Source organism: Coleofasciculus sp. FACHB-542, from assembly GCF_014695825.1.
In the GTDB taxonomy this organism is placed as follows: Bacteria; Cyanobacteriota; Cyanobacteriia; order Cyanobacteriales; family FACHB-T130; genus FACHB-T130.
Map to the genome: position 1 here is coordinate 127,088 of NZ_JACJPB010000044.1, position 19,525 is coordinate 146,612.

The 19,525-nt window shown below is 44.8% G+C and carries 10 protein-coding genes; 4 read left to right on the forward strand and 6 right to left on the reverse strand.

Features of this window, described 5'->3' with window-relative positions:
- Nucleotides 1-55: 55 nt before the first annotated feature.
- Both H6F52_RS25325 and topA read right to left on the reverse strand, forming a co-directional pair.
- A complete protein-coding gene (locus tag H6F52_RS25325) occupies nucleotides 56-4,282 on the reverse strand; it encodes a type I polyketide synthase (protein WP_199300604.1) in 4,227 nt (1,408 codons plus the stop codon).
- A gap of 1,017 nt (nucleotides 4,283-5,299) precedes the next feature.
- Entirely contained in the window at nucleotides 5,300-7,510 is a 2,211-nt protein-coding gene (gene topA / locus H6F52_RS17355; protein WP_190536223.1) for a type I DNA topoisomerase, read from the reverse strand.
- A gap of 96 nt (nucleotides 7,511-7,606) precedes the next feature.
- On the opposite strand from topA, the gene H6F52_RS17360 reads away from it, so the two are divergent.
- Nucleotides 7,607-8,647 (forward strand): S-layer homology domain-containing protein, encoded by a 1,041-nt coding sequence (locus H6F52_RS17360; RefSeq protein ID WP_190536224.1) that lies wholly within the window; start codon nucleotides 7,607-7,609, stop codon nucleotides 8,645-8,647.
- Between the two features lie 58 nt (nucleotides 8,648-8,705).
- On the opposite strand, the gene H6F52_RS17365 is transcribed toward H6F52_RS17360, so the two are convergent.
- Together H6F52_RS17365 and H6F52_RS17370 are read right to left on the reverse strand one after the other, a co-directional pair.
- Nucleotides 8,706-9,155, reverse strand: coding sequence for a hypothetical protein (locus H6F52_RS17365; protein ID WP_190428630.1), 450 nt, complete (start codon nucleotides 9,153-9,155; stop codon nucleotides 8,706-8,708).
- Nucleotides 9,156-9,327: 172 nt separating this feature from the next.
- Nucleotides 9,328-10,401 (reverse strand): peptidoglycan-binding protein, encoded by a 1,074-nt coding sequence (locus H6F52_RS17370; RefSeq protein ID WP_190428631.1) that lies wholly within the window; start codon nucleotides 10,399-10,401, stop codon nucleotides 9,328-9,330.
- A 569-nt stretch (nucleotides 10,402-10,970) separates the two neighbouring features.
- Between H6F52_RS17370 and H6F52_RS17375 the strand changes: the two genes are divergently transcribed.
- The 3 genes from H6F52_RS17375 to H6F52_RS17385 all read left to right on the forward strand — a co-directional run bounded on the left by H6F52_RS17375 (nucleotide 10,971) and on the right by H6F52_RS17385 (nucleotide 17,543).
- Nucleotides 10,971-12,602 (forward strand): hypothetical protein, encoded by a 1,632-nt coding sequence (locus H6F52_RS17375; protein ID WP_190536225.1) that lies wholly within the window; start codon nucleotides 10,971-10,973, stop codon nucleotides 12,600-12,602.
- Between the two features lie 89 nt (nucleotides 12,603-12,691).
- Nucleotides 12,692-16,558: a magnesium chelatase subunit H gene (bchH, locus tag H6F52_RS17380; RefSeq protein WP_190536226.1), complete on the forward strand. Its 3,867-nt coding sequence runs from the start codon at nucleotides 12,692-12,694 to the stop codon at nucleotides 16,556-16,558.
- A gap of 112 nt (nucleotides 16,559-16,670) precedes the next feature.
- On the forward strand, nucleotides 16,671-17,543 hold the full coding sequence (locus H6F52_RS17385) for a short-chain dehydrogenase (protein WP_190439769.1): 873 nt from the start codon (nucleotides 16,671-16,673) through the stop codon (nucleotides 17,541-17,543).
- Between the two features lie 161 nt (nucleotides 17,544-17,704).
- On the opposite strand, the gene H6F52_RS17390 is transcribed toward H6F52_RS17385, so the two are convergent.
- On the reverse strand, nucleotides 17,705-18,649 hold the full coding sequence (locus tag H6F52_RS17390; protein ID WP_190536227.1) for a phosphodiester glycosidase family protein: 945 nt from the start codon (nucleotides 18,647-18,649) through the stop codon (nucleotides 17,705-17,707).
- A gap of 194 nt (nucleotides 18,650-18,843) precedes the next feature.
- Nucleotides 18,844-19,458: a gamma-glutamylcyclotransferase gene (locus tag H6F52_RS17395; RefSeq protein ID WP_190439763.1), complete on the reverse strand. Its 615-nt coding sequence runs from the start codon at nucleotides 19,456-19,458 to the stop codon at nucleotides 18,844-18,846.
- Nucleotides 19,459-19,525: the final 67 nt, after the last annotated feature.

The window sequence follows — 19,525 nt, forward strand, 5'->3', positions numbered from 1 at the left end:
TGCTCAGCTTCAGTTGAAGCTTCATCTGAAGCTTCAACTTGCTGCGATTCTGGGGTTAAGTTTTTTTTTCAGCCACCCGCGATTCCTGGCTCATATATTCAACAATTTGAGCAAGGGTGCGGAGTTCGGCTAGCTGTTCTGGATTCACCGGCGGCAAATCAGGGAATAACTCCTGCATTGCCCCCAAGATTTCCACCCGCTTGATCGAGTCAATCCCCAAATCTGCTTCCATGTCCATCGAAAGCTCTAGCATTTCCGTGGGGTAGCCAGTCTTCTCACTGACTACTTCTAACAGGGATTGGATCAGAGCATTCGCCTTCTCCTGGGAGACAAATCCGTTTTCTGCCTTCGCTGAAACTGCTGCCGCTGGAGCAGAAACCTCGACCTCTGTTGATGGCGCTTTGTTGCCCATATATTCAACAATTTGAGCGAGGGTGCGGAGTTCGGCTAGCTGTTCTGGATTCACCGGCGGCAAATCAGGGAATAACTCCTGCATTGCTCCCAAGATTTCCACCCGCTTGATCGAGTCAATCCCCAAATCTGCTTCCATGTCCATTGAAAGCTCTAGCATTTCCGTGGGGTAGCCAGTCTTCTCGCTGACCACTTCTAACAGGGATTCGATCAGGGGGGTCAAATCTACCGATGGCGCTGTTACAGATGAGCTAGAGGTTGTTTCGATGACCGATGGCGCAACTTCTACCTGCTCTGCTTGAGCGATTTGATTTTGCAGACTTGTCTCTACTTGGAGAGCCTGGGCTGGCTGCGAACCATTGCTGGAAACAGGTTGGGATACTGGCGCTGTAGGGACGGCATCTGGGGCAGCTAGCCCAGAAATCGTCAGTTCCGGCATCGGCACGACAGCCGGGGTAGTGGGGGCAACAACCGAGTAATGTAGTTTGTCAGAGGTTCCTTGTCCGTTTTGCCCTTGTTCCAAGTTCCGAACGGGCGCTAGTGACGCCTGACCATTCACAACTGACCCATTGGCACCGTTACCAGCACCCAACAGGGAATAATGTTGCTGCATGAGCTGGAAAAATCTTTGGGAATATTCCAACTGATTTTTCAGGTATTGTTCGTGAACTTGCTGGCTGGCAGCTTGATGTTCGTGAAAGCGCATCATGTTGCGCTCTAAACTTTCTAGAAGACCCTGATTATTTACAGAAGATTGTTGCATGGGTTGCGCCTCTGATTTGGTTGCGGGTGGAACTGGTATCGGCTCTGGCATTTTGACTTGGGGAATTACGGGTACGGGAATTACGGGTTGAGGGGTAGGGATTGGGACGATGTGTGGTGTTGGTTTCGGGGCTAAAGATTTCTTCGGCTCCTGTGTCGATTTCCCATTCCTGTTTTCCCTTTCTGGATTTCCCTTGATTTGGTGTCCGTTTTGCAAAGCTTGTTCAAAAGCAGCTTTGGTTTTTTCACTGACATAGTTAGCGCCGTTTAAAGGCACATTCAATCTCTTCTTTTGCTGAGAATTGGATGTTTTTGGTTTAACTAGGTAAGGATCGAGGTTTTGTAAAGACAAGCCAGCCACGCGCAACTGAACAAAGGCTTCGCACAACTGGCGCTGGCTATCTCCTTTGCTACTGGCATTCAAGGCGATCGCTAAATGGGGTCGATCTTCGAGGATATTCTTCACCAGATTGGTCAGGATATTCCTGGGACCAATTTCGACAAAGAAATATCCCCCGGCTGCGTAAATATTTTCAACTTCCTGCTTAAAATGCACAGGATTGACAATATGTGCAGCTAAGGTTTGTCCAATGGTATGGGAATTGTCTGGATAAAGATTTCCGGTTGTATTGGAGTATACCGGGATTTTCGGCTGATTAAAAGTAACGCGATCCAGCACCTCTGCAAACCGTTTTTGAGCGTGAGCGACAAACGGTGAATGGAAAGCTGCGGAAACGGGTAGTAAAACAACCGAATACCCAAGCTGCTCCAATTTCTGCTGGACTTTGGCGATTTCTCCCTTCGCCCCCGCTAATACCACCTGATTGTTAGAGTTCCAGTTGGCAATGGTGATTTTGGGGAAATTCTCGACAACTTCTTTGACTTTATAAATATCCCCTTTCACCGCCAGCATCATGCCGGTATCAACTTTTGGATCGTCGGGGAATGCCATCGCTTGACCTCTGGCTTTGACGAGGAAAAAGTAATCTTCGTCATTCAGAACGCCCGCCGCCCATAGGGCTGTCAGTTCCCCGAAGCTGTGCCCTGCCACATAATCAGGCTTGAACCCTGCCTCTTCTATAATCTTGTAGAGACCAAAACTCAAGGCACCAATTGCGGGTTGGGCATTTTCGGTCTGTTGTAATGCCGCAATTTGGGCATCCTTTTGGGCGTTGTCAAAAACAGGACACGGGAAAACGACTTGGGAAATGGGTGGCAACCCATTCTTGCCCAGGTATTTGTCCATATCGCTGTAAGCTTGGCGAAGCTGAGGGAAGTTAAGGACAAGTTCCTTACCCATCTCCAAATACTGCGAACCTTGCCCCGAAAACAGCGCCACTACCTTCCCTTGGGGGTTCAGGCTAGTTTTGCGGTAATAGATTCCTTTGGGATGCTCCCACGATTGGGCTTGCTGTTTGTTTTTCAGTAAGTCAATCGTAATCTGCAATAATTCACGGGCCTCTGCGGCAGAGGTGGCGACAAATCCCACTCTGGCTGAGGCAACGGGAATTTTTAAACTCGCAGCGCTGACAAGTTCTGTGTAATGTTGTGTGCCGCGATCGCTTGCTAATTGCGACTCTAGGGTTTCACACTTCGCCAATAATTCTCCTACTGTTGGAGCATCCAGCAGAATGGTCGCTGGCGTACTGTGTAAACGATAAGCCTGTTGATGTTCCCTTTGATATTCTTCGAGGACGACATGATAATTCGTGCCTCCAAAGCCAAACGCACTGACCCCTGCTCTTCTTGGCGTTTCATCATCAATGCCAAGCCAGGGTCTGGTTTCGGTATTCAAATAGAAGGGTGAGTCTTCTATTTTAAGTTTAGGGTTGGGTTGGGTGACATTAATCGTTGGGGGTAATATCTTATGGTGCAAAGCCAAAGCCGTTTTGATCAGGCTGGCTGCACCTGCTGTTGCTTTGGTATGTCCAATCTGAGACTTAACGCTCCCCAAGGCAATATGTTGTTTTTGGGAGTTGTTTTGGCTAAAAACTTCATTTAAGCCTGCAAACTCTGTCGGATCGCCAGCGACGGTTCCTGTACCATGAGCTTCAATCAGACCGACTGTTGAGGGTGCAAATCCAGCATCTTCATAAGCTCGACGCAACGCTACGGCTTGCCCTTCCGAACGAGGAGCATAAATGCTCTTAGATTTGCCATCGCTGGAGGTGCCCATTCCCTTGATGACGGCATAAATGCGATCGCCATCTCGTTCGGCATCTTCAAGCCGCTTGAGAACCATCATTCCCATGCCTTCACCCAACAGCATCCCGTCGGAATTTATATCGAAGGGACGAGAATTCCCTTCTTTAGAAAAGGCAGGCGTTTTACTAAAGCACATATACATGAAGATCGAATTGTCGGCATCCACACCGCCCGCGATCATCATGTCGCTACGATACTCGGTCAATTCACTCAAAGCCATCCGCAGGGCGCTTAATGACCCGGCACAGGCTGCATCTACAACACAGTTAATTCCTCCTAAATCTAGGCGGTTGGCAATTCGTCCGGCAATCACGTTCCCCAGCATGCCCGGAAAAGAATTTTCCTCCCAGCCGATATAGGCAAGTTTTATCTTCTCAATAATCTTTTGGGTATCTTCGTCAGATACACCACTGTTTTTAAGAACCTTCTCCCAAACGGGATATTGCAAACGGGCAGTTAGCGGCGTAATTAGTTTCTGCCCGCCCCCTACGCCCAGAATGACGCCTGTGCCTTTCCGATTAAAATCTCTGGATTCACCGTAACCAGCGTCTTCCATTGCCTGTTTGGCAACTACCAACGAGAGCATTTGGGCGACATCTGTCACCTCTAGAATATTGGGAGGCAACCCAAATTCCATCGGATCAAAATCAATATCCGGGATGAATCCGCCTCGTTTGCAATAAGTCTTATCCGGTGCCTTGGGATCTGGATCGTAGTAGTCCTCAATCCGCCAGCGTGAGGGAGGAACATCAGAGATACAATCGGTTTTTGTAATGATATTTTCCCAATACTCTTCTAGAGTCCTGGCTTGCGGAAAAATGCAACCCATTCCGATAATCGCCACTGGTGTTTGTTGCAGTTGCCGCTTAATTTTGTTGTTTATCAATGATTTATCAGACTTCATTCCTCAACCTGACGCTAGTGACGTTCCTGGTTCAAAGGGTTATGATACCAAGTTATTCCGCTTTAGTGTAGTTGTATATCCACTCAATTTAAACCTGTGGAAGTTTGCTGTTTATTTTCACACGAGTGGGTACACCCAGCTTCATATTCTCAGCTTGGGCGAAAGCTTTGTAGGCTGCACGCAGATAGGCAAAATCAGGAATTTAAATAATAGCAATTTCAGTCCCTTGAAGCAAGTTAACTATTTTAACAAATTTTCTTGTGCTTGAGATTTTATGTTATAATGACTTGATTTTTTGAGTTCTCTGCCAAGCCTTGGGTACAGGGTATAAAGCTAAGGGATCGTGGTTAAAAAAATTTTTAGGGGTTAAAACCCAGGCACAGTAAAACTTAGAGTATTTAAAATTGGTAATTTAGAATCGCAAGTACGCTGAAACTACAGGTTTCAATTTTTTACAATTTAAATTGTATTCAATTTGAAAAGGTAAAAGAGTGTATTTATTTTAGTTTTGATTTTAGAATTTATAAAAAAATAGGTAAATTTCTCTTGTTCAAATTTTTATTAAAAGAACGTTTAAAACAACAAAAATACTTTTTAAATTTATTAAGCGTTGCAGCAAAAATAAGGTTTGCTATCAATTTAAATTTAGCTCTATTTATTATCTTGTATAATAAAAATTTTTAAATAAATGTGGTGCCCTTAACCACTGAATCTTACCCAAAGTATGCTTATACACAGCCATTTTATTTCCAGCTATGTATAAGGGCAACTACCAAAGTGTTGAAATGCCGCTGATCTTTGTGAATAGTTGTGCTGTAGTTTGAAATAGATCGCCAAGAGAATGCAATTCAAGTTGAGGAATGGGGGGACTGACTTGGCGTTTATTTTTTAGTTAAAACTTGATAATGATTGCGTACACTCCAGACCCTTCAACCATCAAGCAAACAACGTCCTTCAATTAGGCGCTTTGTAAATCAAGAAACCAAGCCACAGGTATACCTACGCATTCTTACTGAATTACTCCGCGCCAAGCTCGCCAAATTTTGGCGACCACCAGTTACCTTTTTTACTCTCAAAGAAGGCTACCTCTTTGCATTTATTTTGTTTGGTTTTCGGGTTAGAGCAACGCAACATCACCTTATCTTGACCATTTTTGGTGTATTTGTAACGCTCTAGGGAAGAGCCACAAATCGGACAAGAATGCTGAGAAGGCTTGTCAGAACGCGGCGGATTTTTCCGCTTAGCGTCAGGCAATTCATACTCTAGCGTGGATACGTTAAAAAACATTACAGCACCGCAGCCATTATTGCGCTCATCACAGCTCAAAAAATGGTCTGTTTGAAGTTTTTTAGACTTCGAGTAAACCCTCGTCATTGGATGTTTGCATTTCGGACACCGAATATTAGTAAGTTCAGACCGAGTCTCCGTGCTAGTATCGGTGCGAGTATCCGGGGGTTCACAAACAGGTGAAGTGACCTTAACTCGGCATGGATTCGTTGCAGTCGGCATAGAAGCGGGAATTTTTGCCCCGGCTTTCTTGAGCGCTGGGGCAAAATAATCTCGGTTCCAGCTAGTCAAATACTTTTGCCAGTCCAGCTTACCGTGAGCGATCGCATCCAATTCCCGCTCCATCTTTGCCGTAAAATCTGCACGAATCAGCTCAGGTAACACCCGACCCAAGAACTCATCCACTTCCATCCCTAGCTGGGTCGGAACGAGCAACCCCTTCTTCAGAACCACATACTCCCGCTCTTTCAAAGTCTTTACCGTCGGAGCATAGGTGCTAGGACGCCCAATCCCCTGTTTCTCCATCACCTGAATCAACTTAGACTCAGAATACCGGGGTGGTGGCATCGTCTGCTTCTTATCGGCACCCGCTTGGGTACAGGTAAGCGATTGCCCCTCTTTCAGCGTCGGCAACACTTGGTCTGAGCCAATGTCCCGCCAGTAGCGCAGATAGCCCTCAAACTGTAGCACCTGACCCAAAGCTTGCCAAGTTACGCTACCAGATTTTGTGATAATTCTCGTCTTCAAGAGTCGCGCTGATTGACACAGAGAAGCGATCGCGCGTCGCCATATCAAATCATACAATCCAGCTTCTTCGGGTGTTAACTCTGCTTTAATGACGGATGGTAGCCGGGTAATCTCTGTCGGTCGAATTGCCTCGTGCGCCTCCTGGGACAGCGCTGCACTTTTACGAACAGTCGTCTTTTGGGGGACATTCTCTGGGTCATTTTGCTCCAGATACTTCCGCACCGAAGCGCAAAACTCCTCAGATAAAGTTGGGCTATCTGTACGCATATAGGTGATGTATCCTTGTTCGTACAGCTTTTGCGCCACTTGCATTGTTTTCTCTGGATTCAGCTTTAGACGCGCTCCTGCTGCTTGCTGAAGGGAACTGGTAGTAAATGCGGCGGGTGGTTTTTTGAAACTCACTTTACCTTGGGTGCTGACTACCTGATGCGGATGACTCTTCGCCATCGCTACCAGTTGATCCCCTTGAGTTTGTGTTGTCACTCTGGTTCCTTCAGCAGCTTTTTTGCTGTCAGGAGACTCAGAATCATCGGTTTCCTCTACTTCAGGCTCATCGGAACGATTCACTTGTCCGGCATAAAAGGCTCGAAACCCCTCGGCGTAGTCAACGTAAACAGACCAGTAATCTTCAGGGACAAAGGCTGTAATTGCTCTCTCGCGATCGCATAATAGGTGCAAGGTTGCGCTTTGAACCCGACCGACTGACTTGGCTCCGTTTTTGAGCGACCAAACGAGAGGGGAGCCTCTGAAGCCAACTAGCTTGTCGAGACACGTCCTCAAAAGAGCTGCATCTACTAAGTTCTGGTCGAGGGGACGGGGTTTGCTCACTGCTTTTTTAATCGCAGTTTCTGTAATCTCGCTCGTCACTACGCGCCGGGGATTTTTTACCTTGAGTTCTCGTGCGAGATGCCAAGAAATTACCTCCCCTTCCCGGTCTGGGTCTGTTGCAAATATAACTTCGGTTGCTGATTTGACGGCTTGTTTTAATTCTGTGAGAACCTTTTTGCCTCGGTCGCCACGGGGGACAAATCGACAAGTAACGCGATCGCCTGATAGGTCAAACCCCAGTGCATCTTCCCCGTCTTTCGCTAGCTCAACAACATGACCCATGCTTGCCATCACTCGGTAGCCAGAACCAAGGCTTTTCTGCCATTTCTGCCGTTTGCCAGGACTTTCTATCAAAACAAGTTTCATGTTCTGTCCTCCAAAAATTTTTAATTCTTGCTTTAAGAAGGATGACTTAGCTAGGCATTTTAGGGTATAAGCTACTTGCTGCATGAACTCAGGTAAATGACATCACCTCCCCCCGATCCACGTTCCTCTCGGCTTGGCTTTGATGAGTTGATTGGCATTGTTGTTGCCTTCGGCGTGATTGGCACGATTTTCTTCTGGTCAATTGGTAGAAGGGAGCCAGGGTTGAATTTGACCGGATTGCCGACTCCTGACGCCACGGCGAGTCCAAAGCCAGCAGCGCCGCTACCAACAACGGTGATACCCGGAGAATCGCCCACCCAGCAAACGGTTCCGGCACCTTCTGCTTCACCGAGCGACCCAAACTCAACGCTACTCATACCGGACGATCCAAACACGGTATCGAGAAGCGTCCCGATTCCCGTACCCGTCGTACCCGCGCCTTCTGCCCCAGCGCCCTCAGTCGCTCCCGCAGCACCACCCGCGCCTTCCGCCCCAGCGGCGGTTGTTCCCGTACCAGCCCCCACAGCTTCTGCCCCAGCTAAACCGATCGACTTTTCCGACGTTCCGGATAATTACTGGGCGCGTCCTTACATTCAAGCGCTGGTTGAGCGCAACATCCTCGCAGGTTTCACCGATGGCACTTTTCGCCCCGATCAACCGATCACGAGAGCGGAATTTACGGCTCCGTTGCGGAAAGCTTTTGGTCAAAAACCGGCTCAGAATGCTTTGAATTTTAAAGATGTCCCCTCTGGGTACTGGGCTGAAGCTGGAATCAAGCAAGCTGTGGCAACGGGTTTTTTGAAAGGATATCCGGGAAATCGGTTTCTCCCAAACCAAGAAATTCCGAGAGCGCAAGTTTTGGTTGCGCTTGCTAGCGGCTTAGGGCTGAAACCACCGTCCAATCCGGCTCAAGCTTTGCAGACTTATCAAGACGCCAAGGAGATTCCTAAGTACGCGACCCAAGGTGTCGCAGCGTCTACAGCAGCCGGTCTTGTGATTAACTATCCGAATCAAAACTTGCTCAAACCGAATCAGGCTGCGACTCGTGCTGAGGTGGCTGCTGCAATTTATCAAGCTCTCGTACAAGCCGGACAAGCACAACCAATTTCCTCTCCAGCCGTTGTGCAGCCACAATGAGGGAACCATCGTAGGGGCATGGCATTGTTCGTTTGAGCGAAGCGTTTGGCGACACGCATCAAATTCGGTTTTGGAAGTTGCGATCGCCTTTATACCCGGATAGCTCGGCGAGTTCTTCTAAAGAAAGCAGACCTGAGTAACGCCGCCCCTTAATTTCCCAAGTGGGAAAGCCTTTGATTTTTGCCTTCGTGCAGAGGTCTGGACGCGGATTTTTACCGCCCGCATCGCACTCAATGTAGTTTATATAGCCAAGCGCCTCTTTTGGAAACAGTTCTTTCTGTTTTGTGCAGAAAGGGCACCAATATGCGCCGTAAAATTTGGCTTTGGTGCGCTTCAAGTGGCGTGCTAAACCCACTTCTGCTGTAGTAGCGGCGCGATTCGAGGATTTGGTTGGCTGGAGTGCTGATTCTGTATATGGATCGGATGAACAGCCAGGGATTAATGCCAGTAGAGCGATCGCTGTAGTGCGGATGATAACCGCGCTAAGGTCAAATCTTTGAACTTGCATAGCTCTCAGTTGGGTAGATGTTCGGCAATCAGCAAAGTTTACCTTTTGTTTTCATACCATTTTGCTTTACTGTTGCCCAATCTAAATTTCTGAACTATCGATAAATAGAGACGCAATAAATCGCGTCTCTACAATCTAAACTCAAAATCTTAACTCAAAAAACTCCTCAGCCTTAGCGACCATCAACTGACCAGTGGGGCGGGTCATTTGCTAGCTTAAATACGCCATAAGATGCACCCACACTATAGAGAGCCGTATTGTTGGCACCATTCGTGGGAGCGCCAATATTCACCAGGGTGCCATCTCTCTTTTTTATTTTTAGAATTCCTTCCCAGGTAATGTTCCAATCGATGGCTAGCCTTTCAGTATGGCGAGATTTTAGAGCCACCGGATTCCCGCCAATGCCGAATTCATCTACCATCAGTTGTGCGGCTTGTACAGCTACAGCGTTCGTATAATGTACCCATTCAATGTCAACTCCCGCCATATTTGGTACATTTTCTGCTCTGATTTCTCCTCGACTAATCCGAGCCGAATAGTGCATCATATAAGCTCTTTGGGGAGGTCGATAGGTCGCGGCAATAATAGTTTGGGCACCCGCATCAACTAAAGCTTTTTGAAAAGCTGCTACTTTTTCTCGGAAAGGTGAAGCTAAATCAGAAATCGAGCGGCTAGTCGGAAAGTTGTCATACCAATGCGGTCCACTCAAGCGAAATCGAATTCTTTTGGCATAGGCGTTGAGGATATCCATTGCTGGGATAAAATCTGCGCCTAATTTCTGCTTAGTCGTTGCAGAAAGTAGATTTTCCAATTCATCACGCAAGCGCACATCTCTTTGGAGATAAGCTTGGGCTAACCCTTGGCTACTTCTAGCTCCAAAGTCTCCATCTACGGTTAAGTCGGGAACCAATATAGTATTCAAAGACTTTTGTAAATCTTTAACCTCTGCCTCGCCAAAGCGCAGATAAGCAAGCAACATTGCTGCCGTAAGATTGGGAACTTTATAAAGAAAACCGTCGCTCAAAGCTTTGGTGTAGGTGGTATTATCCACAACTCCATTAACCGGCAAGTTATTCCTTTGCTGATAACTACGGGTAGCTGTATCGCTAATCTTGCCAAAGTCTCCATCAACGGTTCCTATCGGATAACCAGCCTCTTTTAAAAAGCTTTGCCAAGCACTGACTGCTGCTCCATTAGAGCCGATTTTGAGTGTGGGTAATTTCAGCGCACTGATATTAAAAGCCATAGATTCCACCTGAATTCAATATTGCTAACTTTTCTGTTAACTAGCAAAAAAAAAAGCCATCGAGCAAGTCTAGCTTTTGTGCTATTTTAACGCTACAAAAGAACGCAGCAGATGAGAGTTACACTGCTTGTGCGATACACTTGCATTTTATAACTTAATGCTTAATAAATTTCGATGATATAATTTTAGTTATTATTTCCGTCATATGTCTATCTTCCTATTTAATTCCAATAAGGTAATTATTGGAAAATACCTTATACCTGAAATCAATCCTCCAACTTATAATAATTAATAGTTAATTAATTATCTGGTTTTTCTATTAAATTAAATTTTCTTGAACTTGAGGTAGCTTTTATAGTAAAACCTCTAGCTAATCTTCTGTCCAGTTTTCAAATAAAAGATTTAAATATTGTTACAAATTGCTACAATATTTAATTGAATCTTATCGTCTTAGAGATTCTATCGGCTAATTTGAAACCGCTGCTGATTTAACACAAATTCCGGATTTTATCTCATCGGTTGTGGAGCATCTGGTAACGAATGTTCGCTTTTTTTAATAAGGAGACTTTATGGCAGACTCTGGAAATCGGATGCGCGATCGCACGCCAGACGATGTAATTATTCAGGCACAGGCGCGAAAACCCATTACAGATCCCAGCCTGGGTATTGCCGTTGAAGTGAGTAGACAAGGAACTCCTAAGCATCGGCTGGTCACGATTGGGGACTCTCTCTCTCACGGCTTTCAAAGTGGGGCAATCTTCAATACTAGCCTCTCCTATCCGATGATGATTGCCAAAGAAATGGGCTGGTCTAACCAGATGCGTTATCCCACCTACGACGGCCCAAGAGATGGATTTCCGCTGAACCTAGAACATCTGGCTCGACAACTCGATCGGGAGTTTGGTGATATCAACTGGTTGGATTTCGCCCCAGCGCTGTTGTTTATCCGCCACTACATGGACGATGTAGAGGATTATTGGGAACGTGACGCAGGCTCCCGCTTCCCCATTCAACGCGGGATTAATCACAACCTGGCAGTCTATGGCTGGGATTTGCGGAATACCCTGTCGCGCACTGCGGACATTTGCCTAGACATCATTCGGAAAAATCCCCCCAAAGACGATTATCTCCGGCAGGTTGTCGAGTATCATAACGAACGCGCTGCCATCCGAGTTTTGAATTCGGCACGAGATGCACAAGGCAACGCGCTGACGCCACTACAAGCGGCGGCAGCACTGGGCGCTGAGGGAACACCAGAAAGCGGTGAAGACGGCATTGAAACGCTGCTTGTTGTCATCGGTGGCAATAATGCGCTGGGTAGTATTCTGACATTCAAGGCGGCCTGGACCAAAGAAGGCTATGACGATATGGCTGTCAACGATCGCTATACTGTCTGGCGTCCGATTCACTTTAAGGCTGAACTGGACAAGCTGGTTGAGGAAGTTAAGCAAATCCGTGCTCGCCATGTAATCTTGGCAACGGTTCCTCACGTCACGATCGTTCCTTTTGCCCGTGGTATCAACAAAAATAAAGAGGGGAATAAAGCTAATCCGGGATCTCGATACTTCCCTTACTACTCCTTGCCTTGGCTTACCGAAGAAGAATTCGATCCGGATAAGCACCCGTACCTGACAGAGGAGGAGGCACGAGCAATCGATAGTGCCATCGACCAGTACAACGACTATATAACCGATGCGGTGCGTCAGGCTCGACAGGAAGGCAGAGATTGGTATCTGTTTGAAATGGCTGGCTTGTTGGATCGCTTGGCATCCAGGCGCTATATTCAAGACCCCGAAGCCAGACCGACTTGGTGGGATGAAGTGGGTGGTCAGTACGAGTTGCCACCTGAGCTTCAGGCACTTTCACCTGTACCAGATTCCCGCTTTTTTAAATCTGATGCAACAGGTCGCACTCAAGGCGGCTTATTCTCTTTGGATGGTATTCATCCCACTACCATTGGCTATGGCATCATGGCGCAGGAGTTGATTGAGATTATGCACAAGAAGGCGGGGGTCAAGTTTTATGAAAGCGATGGGAAAACCGAGCGGACTGGTGACATCAGAGTTGATTTTAATCGCTTGATTGCCCTAGATACACTGATTTCTAACCCACCGCGATCGCTCTCTAATGCTCAGAGTTTAATCGGTTTGATTGATAAGAACTTTAATATCTTCAGCGGGATGCTCAGGGCAAGTTACTAAAAGCAATCTGAGGTCGGGGTGGGCTTAGGCGTCCCATCCCCAAGGTTCCTGCTTAAGATCGAAAGTAGGAACCTTTAATCTCTCTGGGCATGAAACGCATTGTTCTAATTGCTGGGTTTGAATCATTCAACGCTGACTTGTACCGGAAGGCAGCTCATTTGGCTCAGGCTAGGTGTCCGGAGTTGGATATTCGGGTGTTTAGCGATCGCGCCCTCACCACAGAACCAGAAGCCGTAGAAGCCGCACTCCAAGGGGCAGATGTCTTTTTCGGCAGTCTGCTATTTGATTACGACCAAGTCATGTGGTTGCGCCAAAGGGTGCAAAATATTCCGATTCGCCTCGTTTTCGAGTCAGCCTTGGAATTGATGAGCCTCACTCAGATAGGCGCGTTCAAAATTGGCGACAAACCCAAGGGGATGCCCAAGCCAGTTAAATTTATTCTCGACAAATTCAGCAACGGGCGAGAAGAAGACAAACTTGCCGGTTATATTAGCTTTTTAAAAGTTGGGCCAAAATTATTAAAATTTGTGCCAGTGCAAAAAGTGCAAGACTTACGCAACTGGCTAATTATTTACGGTTATTGGAACGCTGGTGGAACAGAAAATGTCGCGTCGATGTTCTGGACGCTGGCAGAGAAATATTTGCAGTTAAAGGTAGGAGAAATTCCACCGCCAGTTGAAACTCCAAATATGGGATTGCTGCATCCCGATTATCAAGGCTTTTTTGAATCTCCAAGGGCATATTTGGAATGGTATCGACAGCTTCGCAAAGGAGAAGATAAAAACAAAGAGAATTTACCAATTTCCAATTCCCAATTTCCAATTCCCAATTTCCAATCCCCAGTTGTCGGCATTCTGCTTTATCGCAAGCACGTTATCACCAAACAGCCTTACATTCCCCAACTCATTCGCCACTTTGAGAAAGCTGGGTTGATACCTTTGCCAATCTTTATCAACGGCGTCGAAGGTCATGTGGCGGTGCGGGATTGGATGACAACAAACTACGAAATGCAACAGCGACAACTCGGTAATCTTGAAACTCCATCTCTGTCTGAAGATGCGGTTCCAGTAGATGCAATTGTCTCTACGATTGGCTTTCCCCTCGTCGGTGGCCCTGCCGGGTCAATGGAAGCAGGGCGACAAGTGGAAGTAGCCAAACGCATTCTAACTGCCAAGAATGTACCCTATATCGTCGCTGCACCGTTACTAATTCAAGATATCCATTCTTGGACGCGGCAGGGTGTTGGCGGGTTACAAAGTGTTGTTTTATATGCTTTGCCAGAACTGGATGGGGCAATCGATCCTGTTCCCCTCGGTGGATTAGTAGGAGAAGATATTTATCTGATTCCAGAACGAGTTCAACGTTTAACTGGAAGGGTGAAAAAATGGATTTCCCTGCGACAAAAGCCAACGGCTGAACGTAAAATTGCCGTGATTTTATATGGTTTTCCGCCTGGATATGGGGCGACGGGGACAGCGGCTTTATTGAATGTACCGCGAAGTCTAATTAAATTCCTCCACGCCCTCAAAGACCAAGGCTACAACGTTGGAGAATTACCGGAAGATGGGGAAGAATTAATTCGCCTGGTGAAAGAAGCGGATGAGAACCCCACCCCAACCCTCCCCGTGAACGGGGAGGGGGAAAGATTATTCACCTCCGTTGACGGCGGAGTTCAGGGAAGTACAAGCGTTAACGCTAAAACCTTAGAAAATTGGCTGGGATATTTGCTAACGACTCGCATCGAAAAACAGTGGAAATCCCTCACTGGAACTGGCATCAAAACTTATGGAGATGAATTTCAAATTGGAGGGATACAGCTAGGAAATATTTGGATAGGCGTACAGCCACCCTTGGGAATTTCCGGCGACCCGATGCGGCTAATGTTTGAGCGCGATTTAACACCTCACCCTCAGTATGCCGCTTTCTATAAATGGTTGCAAAACGACTTTCAAGCTGATGCTGTCGTTCACTTCGGAATGCACGGAACGGTTGAATGGTTGCCCGGATCTCCGCTCGGTAATACGGGCTATTCTTGGTCTGATATTCTGCTAGGCAATCTACCCAATCTATATATCTATGCGGCGAACAATCCTTCTGAATCAATGTTGGCAAAGCGTCGCGGCTACGGGGTGCTGATTTCCCATAATGTGCCGCCTTATGGTCGTGCTGGATTGTACAAAGAATTGGTGTCGCTGCGCGATTTAATCGCGGAGTATCGGGAAGACTCGCAAAAAAATTACGCCCTCAAGGAAGCGATTTGTAAAAAGATTGTAGATACGGGTTTGGATGCAGATTGTCCTTTTGAGGATGCTAAACGCTTGGGTATTGACTTCTCTCCTGAGAATGCCAGACTGTTCAGTGCAGATGTTTTTAATTCTTATTTAGTAAAACTGTATGAATATCTGCAAGTTCTAGAAAATCGTCTTTTCTCATCTGGTTTGCATACGCTGGGGGAACCACCAACTCCAGAAGGGCTAATTAGCTATTTAGATGCTTACTTTGAATTGCCAAAAGACATTATTGAAGCAGTTGCTAAAGGCGAAGACAAACAGGCAGCATTGTCAGCACACTGGGAATATTTAACCAAAACTGATCCATATGTTAGATTTCGCATCAATCCTAATTTTCCAGATTTAATAGATGAAGCAATAAAAATTCGCGATTTATTGCAACAAAACAGCGACGAACTTACTAATCTGTTGCGGGGACTTAATGGTGAATATATTCCGCCTGCACCGGGTGGTGATTTGTTGCGGGATGGTGCTGGTGTGTTGCCAACGGGTAGGAATATTCACGCTTTAGATCCCTATCGGATGCCTTCACCAGCAGCGTATGAAAGGGGTCGAGAAGTTGCTAGAAAGATTATGGATCAGCATCTTAAGGAACAGGGTTCTTATCCGGAAACTGTGGCGGTAATGTTATGGGGATTGGATGCGATTAAAACAAAGGGCGAATCTCTGGGAATTTTGCTGGAATTAGTGGGTGCTGAACCTGTTAAGGAAGGTACGGGAAGAATTGTCCGTTATGAATTGAAACCAATTGCAGAAGTCGGTCATCCGCGTATTGATGTGTTAGGGAATCTTTCGGGAATTTTCCGCGATACCTTTATCAACATTATTGAATTGTTGGATGATTTGTTTCAACGCGCCGCTGATGCTGAGGAACCGGAAGACCAAAACTTTATCCGCAAACACGCTTTAGCATTGAAATCTCAAGGTGTAGAAAATCCCTCAGCGCGATTATTTTCTAACCCCGCCGGTGATTTTGGTTCGTTAGTGAACGATCGCGTAACCGATGGTAACTGGGAATCTGGCGATGAATTGGGCGATACTTGGCGCGATCGCAATGTCTTCAGCTACGGTAGAAAAGACAAAGGACAAGCTAGACCGGAAGTGCTGACGCAGTTGTTGCAAACAAGCGATCGCATTGTCCAAGAAATCGACTCGGTTGAATATGGTCTTACCGATATTCAAGAATATTACGCCAACACTGGCGGCTTGAAAAAAGCCGCAGAAAAACAACGCGGTAAAAAAGTTAGCGCCAGCTTCGTCGAAAGCTTCTCTAAAGACACCACGCCTCGCAATTTAGACGACTTGCTGAGGATGGAGTACCGTACCAAATTGCTAAACCCCAAATGGGCAGAAGCAATGGCGAATCAAGGTTCCGGTGGTGCTTACGAAATTTCCCAGCGCATGACAGCGTTAATTGGTTGGGGTGGTACGGTTGATTTTACCGATGATTGGGTATACGACCAAGCAGCAGATACCTATGCTTTAGATGCAGAAATGGCAAATAAATTGCGTGAGGCGAATCCCGAAGCTTTCCGCAATATTGTTGCGAGAATGATAGAAGCAAATGGGCGAGGTTTCTGGCAACCTTCTGAGGAGAAATTACAGAAGTTACGCGAATTGTATGAATTATCGGAGGCAGAAATTGAAGGTGTAAGCATAAGCTAATCGGATGATATGGTAGTTATTATGTAACTCATAAGCTTTCACCTAACCCTACTAGCTTATGGTTCTAGGGTATAGGTTTAGCTTTAAGTTTTATTACCAAGGAGTATCAAAGGTGGCAAATTTAAACAATGAATTTCCTTCTCCTATAGAGTTTTTTCTGGAAATTCCTCTTTATGGTTCTTTTGAAGTAGAGCCTAATTCCGAACTAATTAAGGAAATTGAAAATTTCAAAGGTTCGATTGATGCTTTCTGCCTGAATTGTAAAAAGCCAAGTACCTTCAAGAAAATGGTTGGTATTAACGAACCTATATTAGGACATTTGTCAAAATCGATTAAAGACAAGAAAATACTTGCTAATGCTAAAAATCAAAATCCTTTACTAATTCGTTGGCAAGAATCTAATCTAAATAATAGAATATTTAATGTCAATTTTTCCTGCGCCAGGGATAACAGTCATAGGATGCATTTTTGTTTTAAAGTATGCGAAGGTACAATTCAAAAAATTGGTCAATATCCTTCAATTGCTGATTTGAATATGACCGAGATAGGAAAGTATAGAAAAGTATTAGGTGAAACAAAATATAAGGAATTCAGTAGGGCTATTGGGCTTGTCAGTCATAAAATCGGTATTGGCTCTTTTGTTTATTTAAGAAGAATATTTGAAAATTTAGTCGAAGAAGCTCATCAAGAAGCTAAAAAAACAGATGCATGGGACGAAGAATTTTACAACAGTAGTCGAGTTAATGAAAAAATCGGTTTATTGAAAGATATTTTGCCTGAATCATTAGTTAAAAATACAATTATTTATTCAATTCTAAGTAAAGGAATTCATGAGTTAAGTGAAGAAGATTGCTTGAATCATTTTAGTAGTCTAAAAAAAGGGATAGAAATTATTTTGGATGAGAAATTAGAAAAATTAAAAAAAGAAGCAAAAATCAAAGAAACTGAAAAGTCTCTGTCTGAGATAAAAAGTAAACTTAAGTAAATTAATAGAGTATAGCAATATACTCGATGAGAGGTAAACTCGGTTGCATAAACCTAAACGCCGCTTGCAAAGTGTAACCTAAAAAATATCACTGTGAAGACTGTATAGAAAATGCAGATGAAACTTGAGACTTATAAATATAAAAGTAGCTTAATAAAGTTTTACTCGGTTTTATAAATTAAGAAAACTGAGCCAATTGGATTAGAGTTTTCTACATAGATTTTGTCGTTATAGTAAAAAGCTGTTGAAAACCCACCATCAAATAACATCGCTTCCTGAATATTTCCTAAACAGTGATTGTTAGAAATTCCTTTCAGGACATCATCAAACTTATCTGGATACAATGGCCCATCGGTTTCGACGTTGTTAACCAATAAAATTACATAGCCTTTGGAAGTAATTGCTGCCATCGAGCGGCTGGTTTCGTGTTGACAGGCATATTCTCCCAAGTCATTACAAATATCTTTAAATATTCCATCTTTATAAAATCTTCCATTTCCTCCTACTAAGTTATAGTTTAAATTTTGCTCGTTTCTTTTCCCAATCTGGATTGTCGCTTTTCGCGCTTTTGTACCTTCTGAAATTCCAAAGGAAGACCGCTTATCTTTAAATAAACCCGAATATTCTACCCCCCTCGAAATGTTCAAGCCTTGGGGTTTATTCTCAGGATCTATATAATCCCCGTTAATGGCTGCAATCGGTTTTTTGCCATTTAGTTTTGCATTATCATCGGCTATAATTTCATGAAACTGTTTTGGAACATATTCTTTGCGGAATCTTCCTTTAGCATCTTTAGCATAAATTTCATGGGCTAAAGCAAGACTAACCTTAAAATCTAGTTTCGGAGATTTTGGATCAAAAATAAGAACATAATTTGCCCCTTTAGCCTTTGTATTTCCTTGATGATCCGTTCTGATAAATTCTATGCTGAATTGGCATTCTTGGCTTTGGCAATCGCATAAATTATTAGCTGTATTTTCTCTGCTTATTATTTTTTGTGCTTGAACTTGAGGAATCGTTGAAGTATTTTTGGAATAAACATGAACAACAGATAAAATAATAAATATTACTAAGAATGTGGCTATAAATTTTGCTTTTGTAAACATACACCAAGAATTTACAAAAAATGTATGTTTACATTTTAAGCCTAGCAATACCTAGGATGAGGGTGAAAATTAACCACCCTACAAGTATTTTAATAAATAATAAACACGAGCTAATTGTCAGTTGTCATGAGCTTTTAGGTGTTTGCTCAGAATTGCTGACCAAAAACGAAGCATTAATGACGAATGACGAACGATCAATTACCGCTAACTAAACGAACCGTAGAGACTGATGAGACCCAATGGCGCTGTTGTAACTGATGCATATGGTTAAACAGTTGCCAGCAATACTGTTCTGGAAGCCCGCAGGTTAAGGCACCGCGCAGGACAACGTTAAAGTACCAGTCATTGGGGGCGAGTTCTTCTGCTAATTTGTTAACGACAACGTAGGTACGAACGCTGGTATATGTCCGACCTTGGCAGGAAACGTTGACCATTTCCTGGCGATAACCGCCTTGAGGGACTTCTTCGCGTTCATCTAAGCGATCGCTCAATCTCCACGGTAGTCGATACAGAACTCCTTCGACTGAGGCTGATGGATCTTTCACCATATCTAAAACACCACAGTTGCGAAGCGCTGAGCGACGATAAAATCCTAGCCGATATCCTTTCAGTGTGGCAGCACCAATCACGTAACTATGGGTGTTCTCGCCGAATGTACGCTTTAAATCGACCGGGCACATACAAGAACCGTAAGCAAAATAGTAGAACATCGGCTCTGTTTGTTGCTGTTGTTGCAATCTCAATGCTGGATGTGAAGGATTATGAGATTGTACCCAGGTGTGTTTTAAGTGTCCAATGCGATCGCTCATCTATCTATAGGTATAGAAATGTTTTTACTATGGACATGATTCTAGCAGAATGTTTTTATTGTATACC